Source organism: Nocardia heshunensis, from assembly GCF_054782115.1.
Map to the genome: position 1 here is coordinate 22056 of NZ_BAAGTC010000003.1, position 16966 is coordinate 39021.

General features: G+C 69.0%; 17 protein-coding genes. 1 reads left to right on the forward strand and 16 read right to left on the reverse strand.

The annotated features are described in order from the left end of the window. Window positions 1-9: 9 nt before the first annotated feature. The 4 genes from ACYVN4_RS06690 to ACYVN4_RS06705 form a co-directional block, all read right to left on the reverse strand. Window positions 10-1143 carry a cytochrome P450 gene (locus ACYVN4_RS06690; protein WP_460718403.1) on the reverse strand — a complete coding sequence of 378 codons (1134 nt, stop codon included), beginning with the start codon at window positions 1141-1143 and terminating at the stop codon, window positions 10-12. Window positions 1144-1165: 22 nt separating this feature from the next. Then, the gene (locus ACYVN4_RS06695; RefSeq protein WP_460718404.1) at window positions 1166-2365 is read right to left on the reverse strand and encodes a GNAT family N-acetyltransferase; all 1200 of its coding nucleotides are present in this window, start codon (window positions 2363-2365) and stop codon (window positions 1166-1168) included. Next, entirely contained in the window at window positions 2362-3522 is a 1161-nt protein-coding gene (locus ACYVN4_RS06700; RefSeq protein WP_460718405.1) for a DegT/DnrJ/EryC1/StrS family aminotransferase, read from the reverse strand. Before ACYVN4_RS06700 ends, ACYVN4_RS06695 begins: the two co-directional genes overlap by 4 nt. A 125-nt stretch (window positions 3523-3647) precedes the next feature. Continuing rightward, window positions 3648-4811 (reverse strand): 2-deoxy-scyllo-inosose synthase, encoded by a 1164-nt coding sequence (locus ACYVN4_RS06705; RefSeq protein WP_460718406.1) that lies wholly within the window; start codon window positions 4809-4811, stop codon window positions 3648-3650. 295 nt (window positions 4812-5106) lie between these two features. Here ACYVN4_RS06705 and ACYVN4_RS06710 point away from each other — a divergent pair, with 295 nt between their 5' ends. Further along, window positions 5107-5889, forward strand: coding sequence for a helix-turn-helix domain-containing protein (locus ACYVN4_RS06710; protein ID WP_460718407.1), 783 nt, complete (start codon window positions 5107-5109; stop codon window positions 5887-5889). Here ACYVN4_RS06710 and ACYVN4_RS06715 read toward each other — a convergent pair whose 3' ends face one another. The 12 genes from ACYVN4_RS06715 to ACYVN4_RS06770 form a co-directional block, all read right to left on the reverse strand. Beyond that, window positions 5890-6681: an alpha/beta fold hydrolase gene (locus tag ACYVN4_RS06715; RefSeq protein ID WP_460718408.1), complete on the reverse strand. Its 792-nt coding sequence runs from the start codon at window positions 6679-6681 to the stop codon at window positions 5890-5892. It abuts the gene before it with no gap. A gap of 76 nt (window positions 6682-6757) precedes the next feature. Beyond that, window positions 6758-7354, reverse strand: a complete 597-nt coding sequence (locus ACYVN4_RS06720; protein ID WP_460718409.1) for a GTP-binding protein — start codon at window positions 7352-7354, stop codon at window positions 6758-6760. Beyond that, the gene (locus ACYVN4_RS06725; protein ID WP_460718410.1) at window positions 7329-7676 is read right to left on the reverse strand and encodes a DUF742 domain-containing protein; all 348 of its coding nucleotides are present in this window, start codon (window positions 7674-7676) and stop codon (window positions 7329-7331) included. Before ACYVN4_RS06725 ends, ACYVN4_RS06720 begins: the two co-directional genes overlap by 26 nt. Continuing rightward, the gene (locus ACYVN4_RS06730; protein ID WP_460718411.1) at window positions 7673-8107 is read right to left on the reverse strand and encodes a roadblock/LC7 domain-containing protein; all 435 of its coding nucleotides are present in this window, start codon (window positions 8105-8107) and stop codon (window positions 7673-7675) included. The genes ACYVN4_RS06725 and ACYVN4_RS06730 overlap by 4 nt, the downstream gene beginning before the upstream one ends. Then, entirely contained in the window at window positions 8104-9660 is a 1557-nt protein-coding gene (locus tag ACYVN4_RS06735; protein WP_460718412.1) for an ATP-binding protein, read from the reverse strand. Before ACYVN4_RS06735 ends, ACYVN4_RS06730 begins: the two co-directional genes overlap by 4 nt. 280 nt (window positions 9661-9940) lie before the next feature. Further along, window positions 9941-10885, reverse strand: coding sequence for an ABC transporter substrate-binding protein (locus ACYVN4_RS06740; RefSeq protein WP_460718413.1), 945 nt, complete (start codon window positions 10883-10885; stop codon window positions 9941-9943). After that, on the reverse strand, window positions 10882-12063 hold the full coding sequence (locus ACYVN4_RS06745; RefSeq protein ID WP_460718414.1) for an LLM class flavin-dependent oxidoreductase: 1182 nt from the start codon (window positions 12061-12063) through the stop codon (window positions 10882-10884). The genes ACYVN4_RS06740 and ACYVN4_RS06745 overlap by 4 nt, the downstream gene beginning before the upstream one ends. Beyond that, on the reverse strand, window positions 12060-13220 hold the full coding sequence (locus tag ACYVN4_RS06750) for an LLM class flavin-dependent oxidoreductase (protein ID WP_460718415.1): 1161 nt from the start codon (window positions 13218-13220) through the stop codon (window positions 12060-12062). Before ACYVN4_RS06750 ends, ACYVN4_RS06745 begins: the two co-directional genes overlap by 4 nt. After that, window positions 13217-14242, reverse strand: coding sequence for an ABC transporter substrate-binding protein (locus tag ACYVN4_RS06755; protein ID WP_460718416.1), 1026 nt, complete (start codon window positions 14240-14242; stop codon window positions 13217-13219). Before ACYVN4_RS06755 ends, ACYVN4_RS06750 begins: the two co-directional genes overlap by 4 nt. After that, a complete protein-coding gene (locus tag ACYVN4_RS06760; RefSeq protein ID WP_460718417.1) occupies window positions 14239-14967 on the reverse strand; it encodes an ABC transporter ATP-binding protein in 729 nt (242 codons plus the stop codon). The genes ACYVN4_RS06755 and ACYVN4_RS06760 overlap by 4 nt, the downstream gene beginning before the upstream one ends. Then, window positions 14964-15854 carry an ABC transporter permease gene (locus ACYVN4_RS06765; protein WP_460718418.1) on the reverse strand — a complete coding sequence of 297 codons (891 nt, stop codon included), beginning with the start codon at window positions 15852-15854 and terminating at the stop codon, window positions 14964-14966. The genes ACYVN4_RS06760 and ACYVN4_RS06765 overlap by 4 nt, the downstream gene beginning before the upstream one ends. A gap of 1 nt (window position 15855) precedes the next feature. Then, window positions 15856-16893 carry an NrtA/SsuA/CpmA family ABC transporter substrate-binding protein gene (locus ACYVN4_RS06770; RefSeq protein ID WP_460718419.1) on the reverse strand — a complete coding sequence of 346 codons (1038 nt, stop codon included), beginning with the start codon at window positions 16891-16893 and terminating at the stop codon, window positions 15856-15858. Between the last annotated feature and the right edge of the window lie 73 nt (window positions 16894-16966).

The window sequence follows — 16966 nt, forward strand, 5'->3', positions numbered from 1 at the left end:
TCGGGGTGGTCACCACTGCACCGGCAGTGCGGTCAGGCCGCCGGTGAAGACCTCGTCGCGTTCGGTCAGCGTGGCCGGGTCGACGGCGAGGGTCATGGTGGGGAATCGTGCGACGAGCTGGCCGAAGGCAACCTGCAGCTCGATGCGGGCCAGCGGCGCGCCCAGGCAGTAGCGCGGTCCGTAGCCGAACAGGAAGTGCGCGGCCTGCTGCCGGGTGATGTCGACGCGATCAGGATCGGTGAACACGGACCGGTCGTGATTGGCCGAGGCGATACCCAGCAGCACCAGATCGCCTGCCGCAACGCGGGTTTCACCGATGGTGACATCGCTGCGGGCATACCGGGGCAGGCTGCTCGCGTCACACGCGCGCAGCAGCTCCTCGACGGTCGAGTGGACCAGGGTCGGCCGCTCGTGCAGCAGTCGCCACTGGTCGGGATTCTCCAGCAGCATGCGAGCCCCGACGCCGATCTGGACCGCCGAGGTCTCGTGCCCGGCGAACAGCAGCACCATGGCGTGCGTGGCGACCTCGTCATCGGTGACACCGTCGACCGCGCACAGTCGTGACACCACGTCCTCGCCCGGTTCGCGCCGCTTCTGCCCCACCAGATGCAGGCAGTAGGCGAACAAATCGGCCACACCCTGCTCGACCGTCGCGCGATCGGTGACATTGCCGACCGCATCGACCCACTGCCGAAACCGATTCCGGTCGGCATAGGGAACGCCCAGCAGTTCGCAGATGACCAGCAAGGGCAGCGGCAACGCCAGCTCGGCCTGCAGATCGGCGGGTGCGCCGTGCGCCTCGATGGCGTCGAGGAGCTCGGTGGTGATCTGCTCGACGCGCGGACGCAGCTCCCGCATCCGTTTGGCGGTGAAGTGCGGGGCCAGCAGGGTCCGCATGCGCGCATGATCGTCGAGCTCGGTATCGAAGTTGCCGATCGGGCCGCCCGAGAACGCTGACTCACCCAGGCGCGCAGCGGTTTCCGGGTTCTGATGCGAACGACCGAGGCGCGGGTCGGTGAACAGCTCACGGACCAGCTCATAGCCCGTGGCCAGCCAGGCCGAATCCCCGGTCGGTGTGGTGACCCGGGTGACCGGGCAGACGGAAGGAGACGGTGTGCCCGTCGTGACGGAAGGTGTTGTCATGCGGTGATTCCTCGGCAGGCGGTTAGAAGGGGGTGGTGTTGAACGGTTTTCGGGCGACGGCGAGCGCGTTATCGAGCGCGGTCAAGGCACCGGGTGAGAGTTCTTCGACCCGGCCGGCACGCTCGAGTTCGCCGAGGGTGTGTGCGCCGAAGTAGGCGGTGGTGAGTTCCAGTGGGCCGACGCGCAGATCGGGGACGGCGTCGCTCACTGCGGTCCAGGACCCGGCGCAGGTGTCGAGCAGGAAGGTGCCCGAGCTCAGGCCCCAGGGGTCGGCGACCTCGATGACACCGTGGAAGTCCGCCCGGAACTCCCGACATGCGATCGCCTTGGGCAGGTTCAGGATCCAGGTCCACATGCCCGCGTCCACGCCGGTCACCGCGGCGGCACGGGAGTCCTCGAGCAGCAGCGGGGTCGGATCGTCGACGGCGGTGTCGATCAGGATCTCGGCGTATTCGCCCTGCCCGAGCAGACAGCGCAACAGGTCCCGGTGAGCGGCCACGGTCACTGCACAGAAGTCCTTGACCAGCACCGTGTCCGCGACCAATTCGTAGACGACATAGCCGTCGGGATGCAGGATCACGAACGCGTGCGGATCCAGGGCGCTCGGCCACCAGGATTCGGCGCGATCGAGCGCACCCGGCGTGGCCCGTTGCCAGCGGGCGTAGACGGCCCGCAGCTCAGCCACCGATTCGGTCAGGCCAGCCTCCCTGACCGAGGCCGAATCCCACTGCGCGGTACGCAATTTCGCGCGACCGCGATCGATGCGCAGGTGCCGGGTGTAAGTGGTGACGCCCACATAGGCATAGCTGCCGCCCGGGCCCGGCATGGCGGCCAGCACATCCGCGCCGGTCTCCAGGGCAATGGTCATGAGTTCGGCCTGCACCTTGGCGTAAATGCCACGCTTCTGATGCGTGGTCGCCACCATGCCCTGCGCGCAGGCCGCAACCTCGAGTTGCGCCCCGCCGGGCACGGTCACGGTGCTGCGCAGGACGGCGGCGGTGCCCACGAGTCGCGGCGTCGCGGGGTCGGTCACGTCCTCCACGACCGCGATGTCCTCGAGCCGGAACTGCCGCCGCCAGGCGCGCACGTCGTGGGTTTTCACGCCGCCGAAGGCGCGGGCGTAGCGGTCGCGCAGGGCGGGCCAGTCGGTCTCGACGGCGCGGCGGGTGCGGATGCCGTCGATGGTGCGGCTCTGCCAGTCGGCCATGAGTTCGGAAGTCACGCTGTGCCTTTCGGGTCGAGGGTGTTCGCGTGGGCGCGGACCTTGTCCAGCGCGGTGAGCACGTCCTCGACGTCGCCGGGGTCGCCGAGCAGCACGCTGTGATGCATCAGCAGGGTGTGGTCGCGGTAGTGGTCCGCGCCGGGGTAGGCGCGGCCGGTGGCACGCTCGGCGGCGGTCCAGGTGGCGGCGAAGCGAGGTTTGGTCTGCGGGCGCAGCAGGATGCTGCGGTGCAGGGGTGCACGCGGCGGATAGATCCTCGTGCCCAGTTCCGCGGTGAGCGCGGCAGCGACGGTCTCGACGTCGGCATGCGCGAAAGTGCCGGTCCGGAACTGGATTCCGTACTCGTAGATGCCGCGCCGATCGACCTGCCGAGGTACCGGGATCGGAGCCAGGCCGGGAATTCCACCGAGTCCGGCTTCCAACTCCTTCGCCCGGGCTTCGCGCAGGTCGTGCTGCTCGTCGAGGCGGGTCAGTTGATCGAGCAGCACCGCCGCGGTCAACTCGGACATGCAGTAGTTCGCGCCCATGACCGTGCCGAACTCGACGAGCTCGTACTCCCCCGGGCCGGGAGCGTCGGCGGTGTAGCCGCGAGAATCCGCACGCAGCATGAGCATTCGCCGGTAGAGCTCGGCGTCGTCGGTGATGGCGGCCCCGGCTTCCCCACCGGCCAGGGTCTTGCCCGCGCCGAGGCTGAAGACCCCGATCGCGCCGAAGGTGCCGACCGCGCGCCCGGCCCAGCGGGTGCCGTGCGATTGGGAGCAGTCCTCGATCAGGGCGAGGCCGGTGTCGGCCGCGGTGTCGGCGATCTCCTCTATTTCCGCTGCGGTGCAGGCCAAATGGACAACGATGACGGCCTTGGTGCATGCGGAGACCGCGGCGCGCAGGTGTGCGGCGGTCACGCAGCCGGTCGCGGGGTCGACATCGACCAGGACCGGCAGGGCACCGACCCGCAGCACCGCCGTGGCGGGCGCGACCCAGGTCATGGCGGGCACGATCACCTCGTCGCCCGGGCCGATGCCCAGCGCCTCGAGCGCGATCACCAGCGCGCCGGAACCGTGATCGACGCTGACACCGTGAGCCGCGCCGTTGTAGCGGGCGAACGCCTCGGCGAAGCGCCGCTCCCGCGATTTCTCCCCGTCCGGGCTGTACCAGCTCACCGACCAACGTGAAGAGCGCAGTGCGGCAAGCAGTTCGGACTCGGTGCTCGTGTCGTACTGTGGCCATCGCGGCCACGTTCGCGGGCCACGCACCGGGGTACCGCCGTGAATCGCCAGCATCGCGCCTACCCGACCACGATCGGCGCGGCGGCCGACTGCGCGATGACATCGAGGGCAGCGCGAATCTCGCGGCCGTGCACGGGAGTCAGCGGCAGTTCCCCCGTCAGTTCCGGGCGGCCGAGGGCGCGCAGCAGCACGAACGGCACCATGTCAGCGCGCTGCGGCAGGTACCCCCGTTTGTTGTCGTCGGCCACCACCGCGAGAACGTCGTCGATGTGCACCGAGGGCGGCAGGGCCGGTTCCACGCCCAGCCCGGTGAGGATCTCGTAGTGGACACCGACCTCGTCGTCCGACAGCCACCCCCGCGCGTGCGAAATATGAGCGGACACCAGCATCCCCAGCGCTATCGCCGTGCCGTGCGGCAACCCTGCAGCACCGCGCGCTCGGTGATCGCAGATTTCTATCGCATGGCCGACGGTGTGCCCGTATTCCAGGACCAGTCCGGCATGCCGTTCGAAGGTATCGCGGGCCGTGACGGCCGATTTCGCCGCAATGCTGGCGTCCAGCAACCACAGCAGGGAATCCGGCGCCGACAACTCGCCACCCGCGATGACCGCGCGCAATCCGGGCAATGCCGACGGTTGGATCGCCAGGCAATTCTTCGCCATTTCGCACAGGCCGGAACGCAATTCACGATCGGGCAGGGTGGCGAAGAAGTCGACGTCGGTGAACACCGCTTCCGGCGCGTAATAGGTGCCCAGGTGATTCTTGCCGACGCCACTGTTGATCGCCTGCTTGAGCGAGAGCACCGAATCCATCGCGGCGATCGTGGTCGTCGGCACGTGCACCAGCCGCACACCCCGGAACAGCAGGTTCGCCATCAGCCCGGCCAGATTACCGGGCACGCCGCCGCCGAAGGAGACGACCACGCTACGACGGGTGATCCCTGCGCGCAGTGCGGTTTCCAGATGATCGGACAGACAGGTGAGGGTCTTCATCGACTCGCCGGCCGGATGCGAGAGGATCACCGCCGGGATCGTTCCGGCCAGGGTGTCGAGATCGCGGCCGTAGCGGACGAGTACATCGTCGTCGGTGACGAATATCAGTTTGTCGGGGACCAGATCGGCTATCGCCGCCGCTATTTCGTCGACACAGCCGCGCCCGAAATAGTAGGGAAAGCTCTCGTCCCCGATCACGATCGGGCGCGACCGCAATGAATTGCTGGACATTTCCGGTGTCGCTCCTCGCTCTAGCGCCGATGCCCCCGCCGACTCCCCCGTCCGGCGCCACTGCCGTCCCTCGCACGGCCCAATATCGAATGCGCACTCCCCGCTTGGCAACCGCTGGGATACCCCAGTGATGATCGGGTGAATTCGCGAGCACCACTGTGCGAAACCGGTTTTCGCGCCACCACCACCGCCGGTGGTACCGGGCGATCCGGGCACCCCGGCTGGTCGTTCGGGCCGCCGCGGCACGGCCGGCCGCCTAGGCTGGTGCGACGCTGACTTGTTCGAGGGGATGCCGTTGGCCGACAACGAATTCGGGTTGCTCACCGCCACCGGGCTGCGGGCGCCCACGCTGGCGGAGTTCGTGCGCGAACGGCGCGCCCGGACCACCACCCGGTATCCGGCGGGGCTGACCCGTAAGCAGTTGGCCGAGGCCACCCATGCCAGCCTCGGCTATATCGCCAAGATCGAACAGGGTGAGGCGCTCAATCCCGGTCCGGCCATTCTGGATTCGCTCGCCGCGGTGCTGGAACTGGATGTGGCCGAGCGCATCCACCTCTATCACCTGGCGCAGCAGCGTCCGGCCGGGTGTGGCACGCGGGCGTTGCACGGCACGGACCCGGCCGCAGACGCGGTGCGCGCCACCCTGGACGCGCTACTGCCGCATCTGGCGGCCGCGCTCGACGACGGCTGGCATGTGGTGGCCTGCAACAGCGCTTTCGACGAGGCGCTGCCGGGGTTGGCGCGGCAGGGGCATGTGCTGCGGTGGATGTTCACCGATCCGTGGGCGCGCATCGTGGTCGAGGAGTGGGAGCGGGAGGCCCGGTTGATGGTGGGACGCTTCCGTGCGTACGCGGCCGGTGCTGGGAGCGAAGTCGACCCGCTGCTGCGGGAGCTGGGCGAGCAGGCCGATTTCCGGCGGCTGTGGACCGCGGGGCACGTGCACATCGGCCGTGGCGATCCCACGTTCACACTGCGAAATCCGCGCACCGCCACGGTATTCGATGTGCGGGTGCAGCGTTATCGCGGGACCGCGCCGGGTCCGGCGCACCAGCTGTTCATCGGGCTGCTGGGGGCGTGATCAGGCGGGCAGGGTGGTGAGGAACTCGCGCAACAGGGTGTTGACCTCCGCCGGGTGGGTGAGATTCGGTGTCATCGCGGCCCCGGCGATGGTGTGCACGATGGTCGGATTGCCCAGCGCCGCAGCCATCTCGGCGACCTCCTCGGCACTGTTGGCCTGATCGGCGAGCCCGCGGACCACCACGGCCGGACATCGGATCTCGCCGAGCAGTGCGCGCACCGACTCCCGATTGACCAGGCATTCACCCGCCAGCCGCACCCGTTCCCGCGGTGCGTCCGCCCATTTGACCCGCCACGGTTGCTGATCGGCCGCACTACCGCCGATCATGAGCGAGCACACCATCTTGATGGTCGGTGCCGGTGTCGCCCCGCTGATCCACATATCGAGCACCTCGCGATACCCGAGCCGCCGTTGCGGCGTCATGGCATCCGCGCTGGACCCGATGAGAATCATGCCCGCCACCCGCGGCTGCGCCAGCAACGCCATCCGCACGGCCGTGAACGCACCGTGCGCCACCCCGCCGACCACCACCCGATCCAACCCCGCCGCATCCGCCACCGCCCAGGCATCCCGCGCCAGATCCCAATAGCTGAACGGCGTTTCGTCATCCTCGGTGGCCCCGTGCCCCCGCGAATCGATCGCGATCACCCGATAGTCGGGCGCGAGCGCCGCCAGCTGGGGCGCGAACATCTCCTGATCCATGAACAGGCTGTGCCCCAACACCACCGCGGGACCTCCACCACCGGTATCGGTGTAATGGATCTTGACGGCCCCCCGGCTCGCAAACGGCATTCCGAAACTTTCTCGCTTCACCTTGCAGGATCGCCTACCGTACAACAGATTCCGCGAGGCGGTGAACGCGAACGGCTCAGACTCGGGTGTCGAGGAGGTGTTCCACCAGGGTGATGAGCGAGTGGAAGCAGGGGGTGCGATCGCGGGCGTCGAGGCGCATCAAGGGAGTGGCGGCGTCCAAGTCGAGGGCGTCTCGGACTTCGTCGAGGGGGTAGCGGGGGGCGCCTTCGAAGTCGTTGACGGCTACCGCATAGGGGACGCCACGTTCCTCCAGGATGGACAGCGATTCGTCGGCGCGGTCCAGGCGGCGGGTATCGACCAGGACCAGTGCGCCCAGGGCGCCGACGGCCAGGTCTTCCCAGATGGGCACGAAGCGGCGCTGGCCGGGGGTGCCGAAAAGGTACAGGGCCAGGCGCGGATTCACGGTGATGCGGCCGAAATCCATGGCAACCGTGGTGGTCGTCTTCCCGGGTAGCCCGGCCATATCGTCGACGCCGACGCTGGCCTCGGTGATCGTCTCCTCGGTGCGCAGCGGCCGGATCTCCGACACACTGCCCACGAACGTGGTCTTCCCGACGCCGAAGTTACCGGCCACCAGCAGCTTTACGGTGCGGGTGACGGTCTGCGGCACATAGTCGACGACGCGCTCATGCGGAGAGAGCGCGGAGTCCATCGAGTACCTCCTCCAAAAGGGCCTTGCCGGGCAACGTCTCCACGGGCGTGGGAACGGCCAGGTGGCCACTGTCGAGCAAATCCGCCACCACGATCTTGACGACCGAGGGCGGCAGATCCAGGTGCGCTGCCAGTTCGGCCAGCGTCAGCACGCCGCGCCGGGCGAGGTGCAGGATCCGGCGCGCGTCCGGGGAGGCGCCGGGGGCCGGATCGGCCACCGCCACAACCAGACTGATCAGATCCAGCGTCCGGGTCGGACGCGATCTGCCGCCGGTGCGTACATACGCCCGGACCAGATCTGGATCGCGTCGTGGCCGGCTCATGACCGCGGCAGGTCGTTCCTGGTCCGCGACATACTGCCGAGTTCCCGGCCGACGCGGACCGCCAATTCGTTCATGCGGTGCGCGACCAGGCTCACGTCCACGTCCTGGGTGGTCGAAACACCCAGCAGCGCACCGGCTCCGGCGGCGGTGATGAAGATCATGCCGTCGGCGTACTCGGTCATGTTCTGGCGCACCGCGTTATCGGCGGTGCCGCCGCAGAACTCGGCCAGCGCCTTGCCCAGCGCCCGCAGTCCGGAGGCCGCCGCCGCGAAGCGCTCGGCGTCGTCGATGGTGACACCGCCGGTGTGCGCGATGCGTAGCCCGTCCTCCGATAGCAGGACGGCGAACCGGACGCCGGGCACTTCGAGATCGTCGAGCAACCAGCCGAGCCGGTTGATTTCACTCACTGCCGCAGCGGGCGTGCCGGTCACGATGTCATCCCTTCGGAGTGGTCGTACGCGGCCGCTCGACCGCGTTGGGAGCCGCTGTGCCAGGCAGCGGCGATATCGGTGCGCGCGGACCCGGAGTCCGCTTCGACCGCGCGGACGGTGGCCGCCACGGACACCGTCGCGGAGCGGCGGCGCCGCTTGGGCAGGCCGCCGGTAGTGAGGTCCTGGGATACCGATTCCATGGCCACCAGCGTGGGTTCCGGGTCCGGTGCTGGCACCGGAGCGGGTGCGGGAACAGGGATGGGCGCGGCGACGACGACCGGGGTGGGCGCGGCGAGCAGGGTCTCCGGGATGAAGACCATGGCACGCATGCCGCCGTACATGTTGGGGCCGTCGACGTAGACGGAGAACCCGTAGCGGCGGGCCAGCGCGGCCACACCCGGGAAACCGACGCGCGGGGTGGGACCCAGCGCGTGCACGTCGACGATCTGATCGCCCGCCAGCACGCGGCGGGTCTCCTCGAGCTGCTCGGGGTTCATGCGAACACCGGCGTCGTCGATGATCACGGTGATGCCGTGGTGGCCCTCTTGGAAACCGATGTCCACGTAGGAGGTCGGCGGCGAGTAGCGCAGCGCGTTGTCGAGCAGCGTCGCGATGGTGTGCACCAGCGGTTCCACCACGCGGCTGATGACCGGGCGATCCAGTTCGGTGGAGCGCACCCGGGTGTAGTCGCGCACGCGACCGGTCGCGCCGCCCACCACGTCGGTGAGCGACTGCTGCGGCCAGCGGCGACCCGGCAGACCACCACAGACGATCACGTAGGACTGCGCCTGACGGATCATCTGCTGCACGGAATGGTCGATGCGGGTGAGGGTTTCGAAGGTCTCGTCATTGCGGTGCTTGCGCAGCGCGGCGCTGAGCACCTGGCTGACGTCCGCGCCGAGGCTGACCACGGAGGCGCCGAAGGCGCGCACCGCCGCGGAAGTGGCCTCCCGCGCGGAGCTTTCGACCTGGGTGCGGGCATCGTCGGCGGCCTCGACGACCGCCATCCGCGACGACTCCCCGGCTTGCGCGATGGCGACCCGGGCGGCCTCTTCGGTCTGGGCGATGGTCAGTTGCGCCATCTCCTCGGCCTGGGCGATGGCCATCTGGGCCGTTTCCTCGGCGTGCGCGACCGCGGTCTGGCGCTCGGATTCGACGGTCGCGAGCGCGAGCTGAGTTTCGGTCTCCCCCTCGCGGCGCACCCGGTCGCGGGTCTCGGTGGCGACCTTCAGCAGTTCTTCGCCGCAGCGGGCGGTCCACTGCCACACCAGTTCCGCGATGCGCGTGCGTTCCAGCACGATCGGCAGGTCGACGGTCGGATTGTCGGGGTCCGATCGGCGCACGGCCGCGCCGATGGCCGGCAGCACATTGTCGGTGAGATTCGCGATCATCTCCTCGATCGCGGCATCACGATCGACCTGTTCGGCGCGCAGGGCGGCGACGCGTTCGCGCTCGGCGCGCACGGCGCGCCACAGCAGGAAAAGCCCGACCACGGCGAGTAGTAGCGCGGCGGCAAGAACCCAGGAAAGCAGTACGGCAGTGTCTTGATTCATCAATTCTCTTGTCGTCCGACCGATCCTGAAATCGGCGGAGCCACCATAGCAGAATCCTCTGTCTCCCCGAACCTTTCGGTATCGGTGAGCAAACCGCAACTCGAACCGACTGCAGCTGTCGTCATTTCGGTGCGATTCGCACGGTGAGTCCTCGCTGCGGAAGAACCCGGCGGGCGTGGCGGTTCCAGCCCGAGGTCCGCGCACCGCGAGCTGGTCATACGACCACTAGCCACGTCCGGGTTAATCGCTCTCCCCGACAGCGTTCAGACCGAGCGGACGCTCAGCCAGCAACCACCCGGCTGCCGATCACCGCCTCGCCGATCCAGGGCAGGACCGCGTCGCGAACTTCGATCTTGCTGGGCAGCAGGCCGTTGGCCGCGAGCAGGTCGGCGGCGTGCTGTTGTTCGTCGAGGAATTCGGCGGTCACGGGGCCGATACCGAAGGGACGGCCGCGCAGCGCGTCCTCCCAGGCGTCGAGGTCGGCGGTGCCGCCGCGGGCGAGGATGTCGTCCACGAAGTATTGGGCTGCGGCGCGCGGGTTCTCGGCGATCCAGGCGTCGGATTCCTGCAGGGCCGCGATGATCGCCTCCAGTTCGGGGCGGTGGGACTCGGCGAAATCGCGGCGGGTGAACCACAGCGACGGGTGGCTGAACACGGACTCGGTGTCGACCAGGGTGTGCAGTGCGACAGCCGATTCGAGGGCGGCCAGCGCGGGATAGGCACCGACCCAGGCGTCGAGTTCGCCGCTGCGCAGCAGGCGCGCGCCATCGTGGATGTCGGTGTCGACCGGTTCGATATCGGCCCAGCCGAGCCCAGCGCGCTCGAGGGCGAACAGCAGCAGCGTGGTCTGCCAGGAGCCGTGCGCGATCCCGACCCGCTTGCCGCGCAGGTCCGCGACAGTCTCTAGACCACTGTCGGCGAGCGCGACGAGACGGCCGTTCTCGATGCGCGGGCCGGAGATGCCGACGTAGACGATGTCGCGGCCGTTGCCCAGGGCGGTGATGGGCGGGGTGAAGCCGGTGCCGATGAAGTCGTAACCGCCGTCCTCGAACAGCCAGTCCGAATGCTGGGACGGCAGCGCGGATTTCACGTCGACCGGGTCGGGCTTGGGCAGGGCGCGCAGGTCGACCCATTCCACGTCGGGCAGGGCGCGTTCGAGGATGCCGCGATGACGCAGGACGAACAGGGAGTTGTTGTGCGGGAAGTATCCGACGCGGATGCTCATGAAATCTCCTGGTGAATGCGGGTTTTCGGGTGGTGCTCGCCGGGGGTGGTCAGGCGGGAGCGGCCGAGCAGCGGCAGCACTTCCTCTCCGACGCGGTACGCCTCTTCCAGGTGCGGGTTTCCGGCCAGGATGAAGGCGTCCACACCCAGCTCGATGAGTTCGTCGAGGCGCTGGGCGACCTGTTCGTAGCTGCCGACCAGGCCGAAGGCGGGGCCGCCGCGGATGAGGCTGAAGCCGCACCAGACATTGGGCTGGACCTCGAGATCGCGGTAGCCGGTAATGGTTTCGGGCACCCAGCCCTGAATGCGGGCCGCACCGACCGAATCGCCCGCCGCGGCCCGGTTGGCGGCGTCACGATCGACGAAGGCCCAGCCCTTCTCGATTTCGGCCCAGGCGGCCTCTTCGGTGTGGCGGGCTACGATGTCGATGCGGACCGCGAACTTCGGTGTGCGGCCGGTGTGTTCGGCATGGGCGCGGACACCGTCGAATTTGGCGCGCAGGTCGGCGAAGGGTTCCAGCCAGGACAGGTAGTAGTCGGCGTGGCGGCCCGCGGCCTGGACGGCGGCGGGTGAGGAGCCGGAGAAGTAGACCTCCGGGAAGGGCTGCCCGGCCAGTTGCGGTGGCAGCGCCGCACCCTCGGTGTGGAAGAAGCGGCCGCGATGGTCGTAGGGCTCGCCATCCCACACGCCGCGCAGCACGTCGAGGAATTCGCTGGTGCGGGCATAGCGGTCGTCGTGGGAAACCTTGTCGCCCCACCAGAGTTGGGCCGGTCCCCCGCCGCCGCTGATGATGTTGTAGACCAGTCGCCCGCCGGTGGCGCGTTGCAGGCTCGCGGACATGCGAGCGGCCTGCACAGGGTGCAGGAAACCGGCTTGGAAGGCGACCATGAACCGGTAGGTGGTGGTTTCGCGGGCCAGGGCCGCGGCGACCGCCCACGGGTCCTCGGTGATCGGGAACGAGGGCAGCAGCCCGCCCAGGAATCCCGCCGACTCCGAAGCGCGGGCGACGGCCGCCGCGTGATCGAGGTAGCTGTAGCCATCGAGCGCTCCGTCACGGATGGCCGGGGCGATATTGCCGGGGCCGTAGCCGCCCGCGTGGCCGCGGTTGTAGCGGCGCGGGGTGCGCAGGGAGGCGTGATCGCCTTCCATGCCGATGCGCCAATAGATGTCGATGGTCATGCGGTGGTCTCCTGCAGGGTGCGGCCGGTCGGGTCGACGCGGAACAGCAGGTGTTCACCGGTCCGGTAGAGCTCCTCGATGTGCGGGTGGCCCGAGAGCACGACGGTGTCGATGCCGATCTCGGTGTAGGTGCGAAGCCGTTGGGCCACCTGCTCGTAGCTGCCGACCAGGCCGATCGGCTGCGGGTAGCCCAGATGGGTGAAGCCCGCCCAGCGGCCGTGGCCCAGGTCCAAGCTTCGGGCGTCGGGTCCGTCGGGATACAGTTCGCGCCACTGCCTTTCGACGCGCTCCCACGCCTCGGTCTCGGTGTCACGGGCGATCACGGGCAGTTCGAGGCCCGCCCGCACCGTCCGTCCAGTCGCCGCCGACAGCTCCTGCAATCGGTTCAGCGACGCGCCGAGGTTGGTGGGCGAGTCGGTGAACACGTGCACGTCGCCGTGGTGAGCCGATAGTTGCAGTGCGGCGGGCGAATCTCCGGTGAGGTACACCGTCGGGAACGGCAGCCCGGACAGGATGCCCCGGAATCCACCGTTGCCGACCTCGAAATAGTCGCCCTCGAAGTCGAATCCGGTGCCCGCGAAACCGGCCGGGGCCACCGGTTGTTCGTTCCAGACTCCCCGCGCCACGGTCAGGAACTCCGCAGCCCGTGCGTAGCGATCGTCTCCGGTGACGCGGTCTCCGCGCTGCCGCACGTCCTGCGGGTCGGTGTCGACCGCGAGCCGCCAGTCGAGCCGTCCGCCCGAAAGCCGTTGCAGTGTCGCGGAAATCTTGGCCGCATACACCGGTGTCCCGAAACCTGGCTGGAATTCGACGATCACCCGGGCGTGCCGGGTGGCCCGTAGCGCTCCCCCGGCCACGATCCACGACTCCTCGCCATCCGGATCGTAGGGGGCGAGAACCCCGTCCAGACCGGACAACTCGGCCGCGTTCACCACCTGGTGCAACTGGTCGAACGGGCCGAACCGCCCCGGACGCACGTCCGTAATCGCGTGCTGGGCCGCAGTTCGCCCGCCGATACGCCCGCTCAGGTTGCGGTCCGCAGCGATCGTGAGGTCGGCGGCGGAAACCGGATCGCCGGAGCCGCCTCGCCGCCGCAGTTCGGGCAGTGCGCGGCGACCGTCCGGGCGCGACGGCAGTCGCCAGAGGAACTCGGTCATGCCGCCTCCCATCCGGCGGCGACGAGGGCACGGGCCTGGGCGAGGGGTTCGGGGGCGACCCAGGATTCGAGGTCGAAGTCGGTGGGCAGGAAGCCGTGGGTGTAGAGGAACTGTTTCTGAACAGCCAGCAGGTCCAGGCGCTCCTCGGACAGGGACGGGTGTAGGCCGAGGTGGAAGTCGGGGCCGTAGGCGGCGGTGACTCCCTCGGGGCCGGACAGGGTTTCGCGTTGCAGGACGGCGGCGGCCTCGTCGTGGTGGGTGGTGGCCCAGTCGGCGGCGCGCAGGGTTTGCGCGAGGAAGCCGGTGACGAGGTCGGGGCGGGTGTCGAGCAGGTGCTGGTGGACGGTCAGCGGGCGCGGAGTTCCGTTGTTGACGCGCAGCCGCTTGGCGGGAGTCGCGTCGAGGTCGACGGCCACGCGCAGACCGTGGTCGGCGGCGACCTCCTGGGCGCGTGCGCCCTTGACGTAGATGGCGTCCACCGTGCCCTCGAGCAGGTGCTCTACACCCCAGGTGAGGTTGCGGTCGCGCTGCGCAATTGCAGTGCGCACCTGCGGGTTCGGCTCGACCGCGAGTTCGACGACGCGGACATCGGCGAGAGTGAGCCCACCCAGGCGCAGTGCATTGGCGAAGCCGTGCAGGGCCATGGCGCGCGGGAAGCTGCGGGCCTGATCGCGTGCCCACGCCGGGATGCCGATCCGCTGCCCGGCCAGCTCGGCCGGGGTCGAGACCTGCGAATTCGGGCCCACCACAATGGCTTGCGCCTCGTCGATCCAGGTCAGGCCGATGAGCCGGGTGGGCGAGCCGTTCGCGCGAGCCGCCAACGCGGGCACATTGCCGCCCTCGCGGATGAGGCCGGGCAGGTCGTGGTCGAAGTGGCGGACGGCGAGTTCGGGTTCGGCGTCCTGCAGAACGCCGAAGTGCAGGCCGTGGCGTTCGGCGTCGTCGCCGAGCCAGCCCAGGCTGTGGGCCAAGCCGCTGGCGGTGGGCACCGGGCAGCGGGTGTACCAGAGGGTGTCGGTCATGGTGTGCTCCTGGGGTTTTCGGTGGGGCCGACGCCGAGTTGAGCGAGGAACGCGGACTGGTAGCGCAGGGCGGCCGGGTCGGTGCGGTCGCGGGGGCGGGGTAGGTCGATGAGCTCGTCGACGGCGAAGTGGCCGCGGTCGAGGATGAGCACGCGGTCGGCCAGGCGGATCGCCTCATCGACGTCGTGGGTGACCATGAGCACGGCCGGGCGGTGGCGGGCCACCAGGTCGCCGACCAGGTCCTGCATGCGCAGCCGGGTGAGGGCGTCCAGGGCGGCGAAGGGTTCGTCGAGCAGCAGCAGGTCGGGTTCGCGGACCAGGGCCCGGGCCAGCGCGGCGCGCTGGGCCTCGCCGCCGGAGAGGGTGGCGGGCCATTGGCGGGCCTTGCCGTCGAGGTGTACCTCGGCCAGGGCGCGCAGCCCGGCCGCGCGGGTCTTGCGCGAACGACGTTGTCCGATGGTCACATTCGCGAGGACGCGTTTGGAAGGGACCAGGCGAGGTTCCTGGTAGACGGTGGTGCGGGCGGGTGGGACCAGGACGGTGCCGGAGTCGGGCCGTTCGAGACCGGTCAGCAGGCGCAGCAGAGTGGTCTTGCCGGTGCCGCTGGGGCCGAGCAGCACGACGAATTCGCCGCGGCGGATGGTCAGGTCGACGCCGTCGAGAATCACCTTGTCGCCGAAGGATTTCCGTAGGCCGGTGATCGAGACCGCGAGCGGGCCGGTCATCGCAGGGCCACCTGTCGCCGCCACGGCATGGCGTAGCGCTCCACCAGACGCACCGCACCGTCGAAGACCAGGCCCAGCAAGGCGTAGAGCACCACGCACAACACCATGTAGTCGGTGCGGTTGTACTCCTGGGCGAGGGTCACCAGATAACCGACGCCTTCGGTGGTGCCGACCTGTTCGGCCGCGATGAGCCCGGTGATGCTGATGGACAGGCACACTCGCAATGCCATGAGCACGCCCGGCAGGGCGGCGGGCAGGATCACCTCGAGCACCAGGCGCACGCCGGTGAGCCCGAAGCCGCGGGCAGCCTCGACCAGCTTGCGGTCGACATTGCGCACGCCCAGGTAGGTGTAGGCGTACATGGGTGCGACGGTCGCGACCGCGATGAGCAGGATCTTGTACAGCTCGTCGATGCCGAACCAGGCGATGAACAGCGGCACCAGCGCCAGGAACGGCACCGCGCGCACGATCTGCAGCGTGGAATCGACCAGTTCCTCACCGAGGCTGGACAATCCGGCCACCAGGCCGAGTGCCAACCCGGCGGTCACTCCCAGCGCGACGCCGAGCGCGGCGCGGGTGAAAGAGGCTGTCGCGAAGTCGACGAGTTGGCCGCTGCGAGCCAGTTCAGTCAGTGCCGACCAGACCTTGGGTGGCCCGGCCAGCACCTGCGGAGACAGAATTCCGCTGGCCGAGCCGATCCACCAGGCCGCGATCAGCAAGGCGGGCAGGAGGAATCGCAGGGGTACGGACAGCCAGGTGGGCCTGGGCCGTGTGATCCGGGCTCGCGGTGGAGCCAGTCCGGGCGGAATCGCCGGGGCACTCACGCTCGGGGCGGCATCCGAAATCGTCGGGCGCGCTGTCACTCTCGGTGCGGCAGAGGTGGCCATCTCAGCTCCCCGGCTGCAATCCGGTCAGCTGATCGGGGCTGAGCTTGGATTTCAGGTCATAGAAGATGTCGGCGGCAGTGATGTCGCGGCCGATCACGCCGTTGTCGCGGAACAGCGTCACGATGCTGGCCAGATCGGCGGCATCGGTGTCGGTGGGTAGGTGCGGGATGGTGGCTTCGCCGCCGAGGTGGATCGCATCGGCGAGGCGGTTGCCGCTGAGAGCGCGCGGGCCGGTCTTGTCGAAAACGTTCTGGAAATCAGCGGGATTCACGCGCTGCTGGGTCACCAACTGCTGCACGGTCTGCAGGAACTTGGCCGCGACATCCGGGTGCTTGTCGGCGACCTCGGTGCGGAAGACGAACACCGAGTTGTCCTTCGAGCCGATCGACGCCTCGGTGGCGATCTCGCGGCCGCCATTGGCCTTGGCCTCCTGATACGGCACCAGGAACGAGGCCCAGGCGTCGACCTTGCCGGTGGCGAATGCGGTGGCGGCGTCCTTCTGCTGCAACGGAACTCGCGTCACCTTGTCGGCGGGAACACCCGCCTGGGCGAGCGCCCGCAACAGAATGTATTCGCCCTTGCCCGCCGGATTCACTGCGACGCGTTTACCCGCCAGATCGGCGACCGAGGCGATCCCCGAGCCCGGGGCGGCCAGGATGCCGCTCTGATCCTTGCCCGCCGGATCCGACACCGACACGATGCGCACCGCCACGTCCTTGGACAGCGCGCCCACCACCGGGCTGAACGCGGCGTCGGAGACGTCGAGCTCCTTGGTGTTGAACAGCTTGAGCATGGAGCTGAAACCCGGTGTGGTGGTGACCCATTCGACGCGAGCGTGCAGCGGTGCGAGCGCCTTGTCGAAGGTGCCGTCGCGTTTGCCGACGGCCATCGGACCGGCATTGCCGGGGTCGACGACCTTGAGCACCAGCTCGGCCTGGCCCGCGTCGGTGGAGGCGGAGCCACACGCGGCGACCAGGGCGACGACGGGAGCCACGACGAGGGCATAACGCCAACGGCGTGACCGGCGCGTGCGGAACATGGTGGGGCACCTCTTCCGTTCGGAACTGTCCAACGATGCTCTGGGACAGTAGGGATCGGGATCGGTGTCCGCG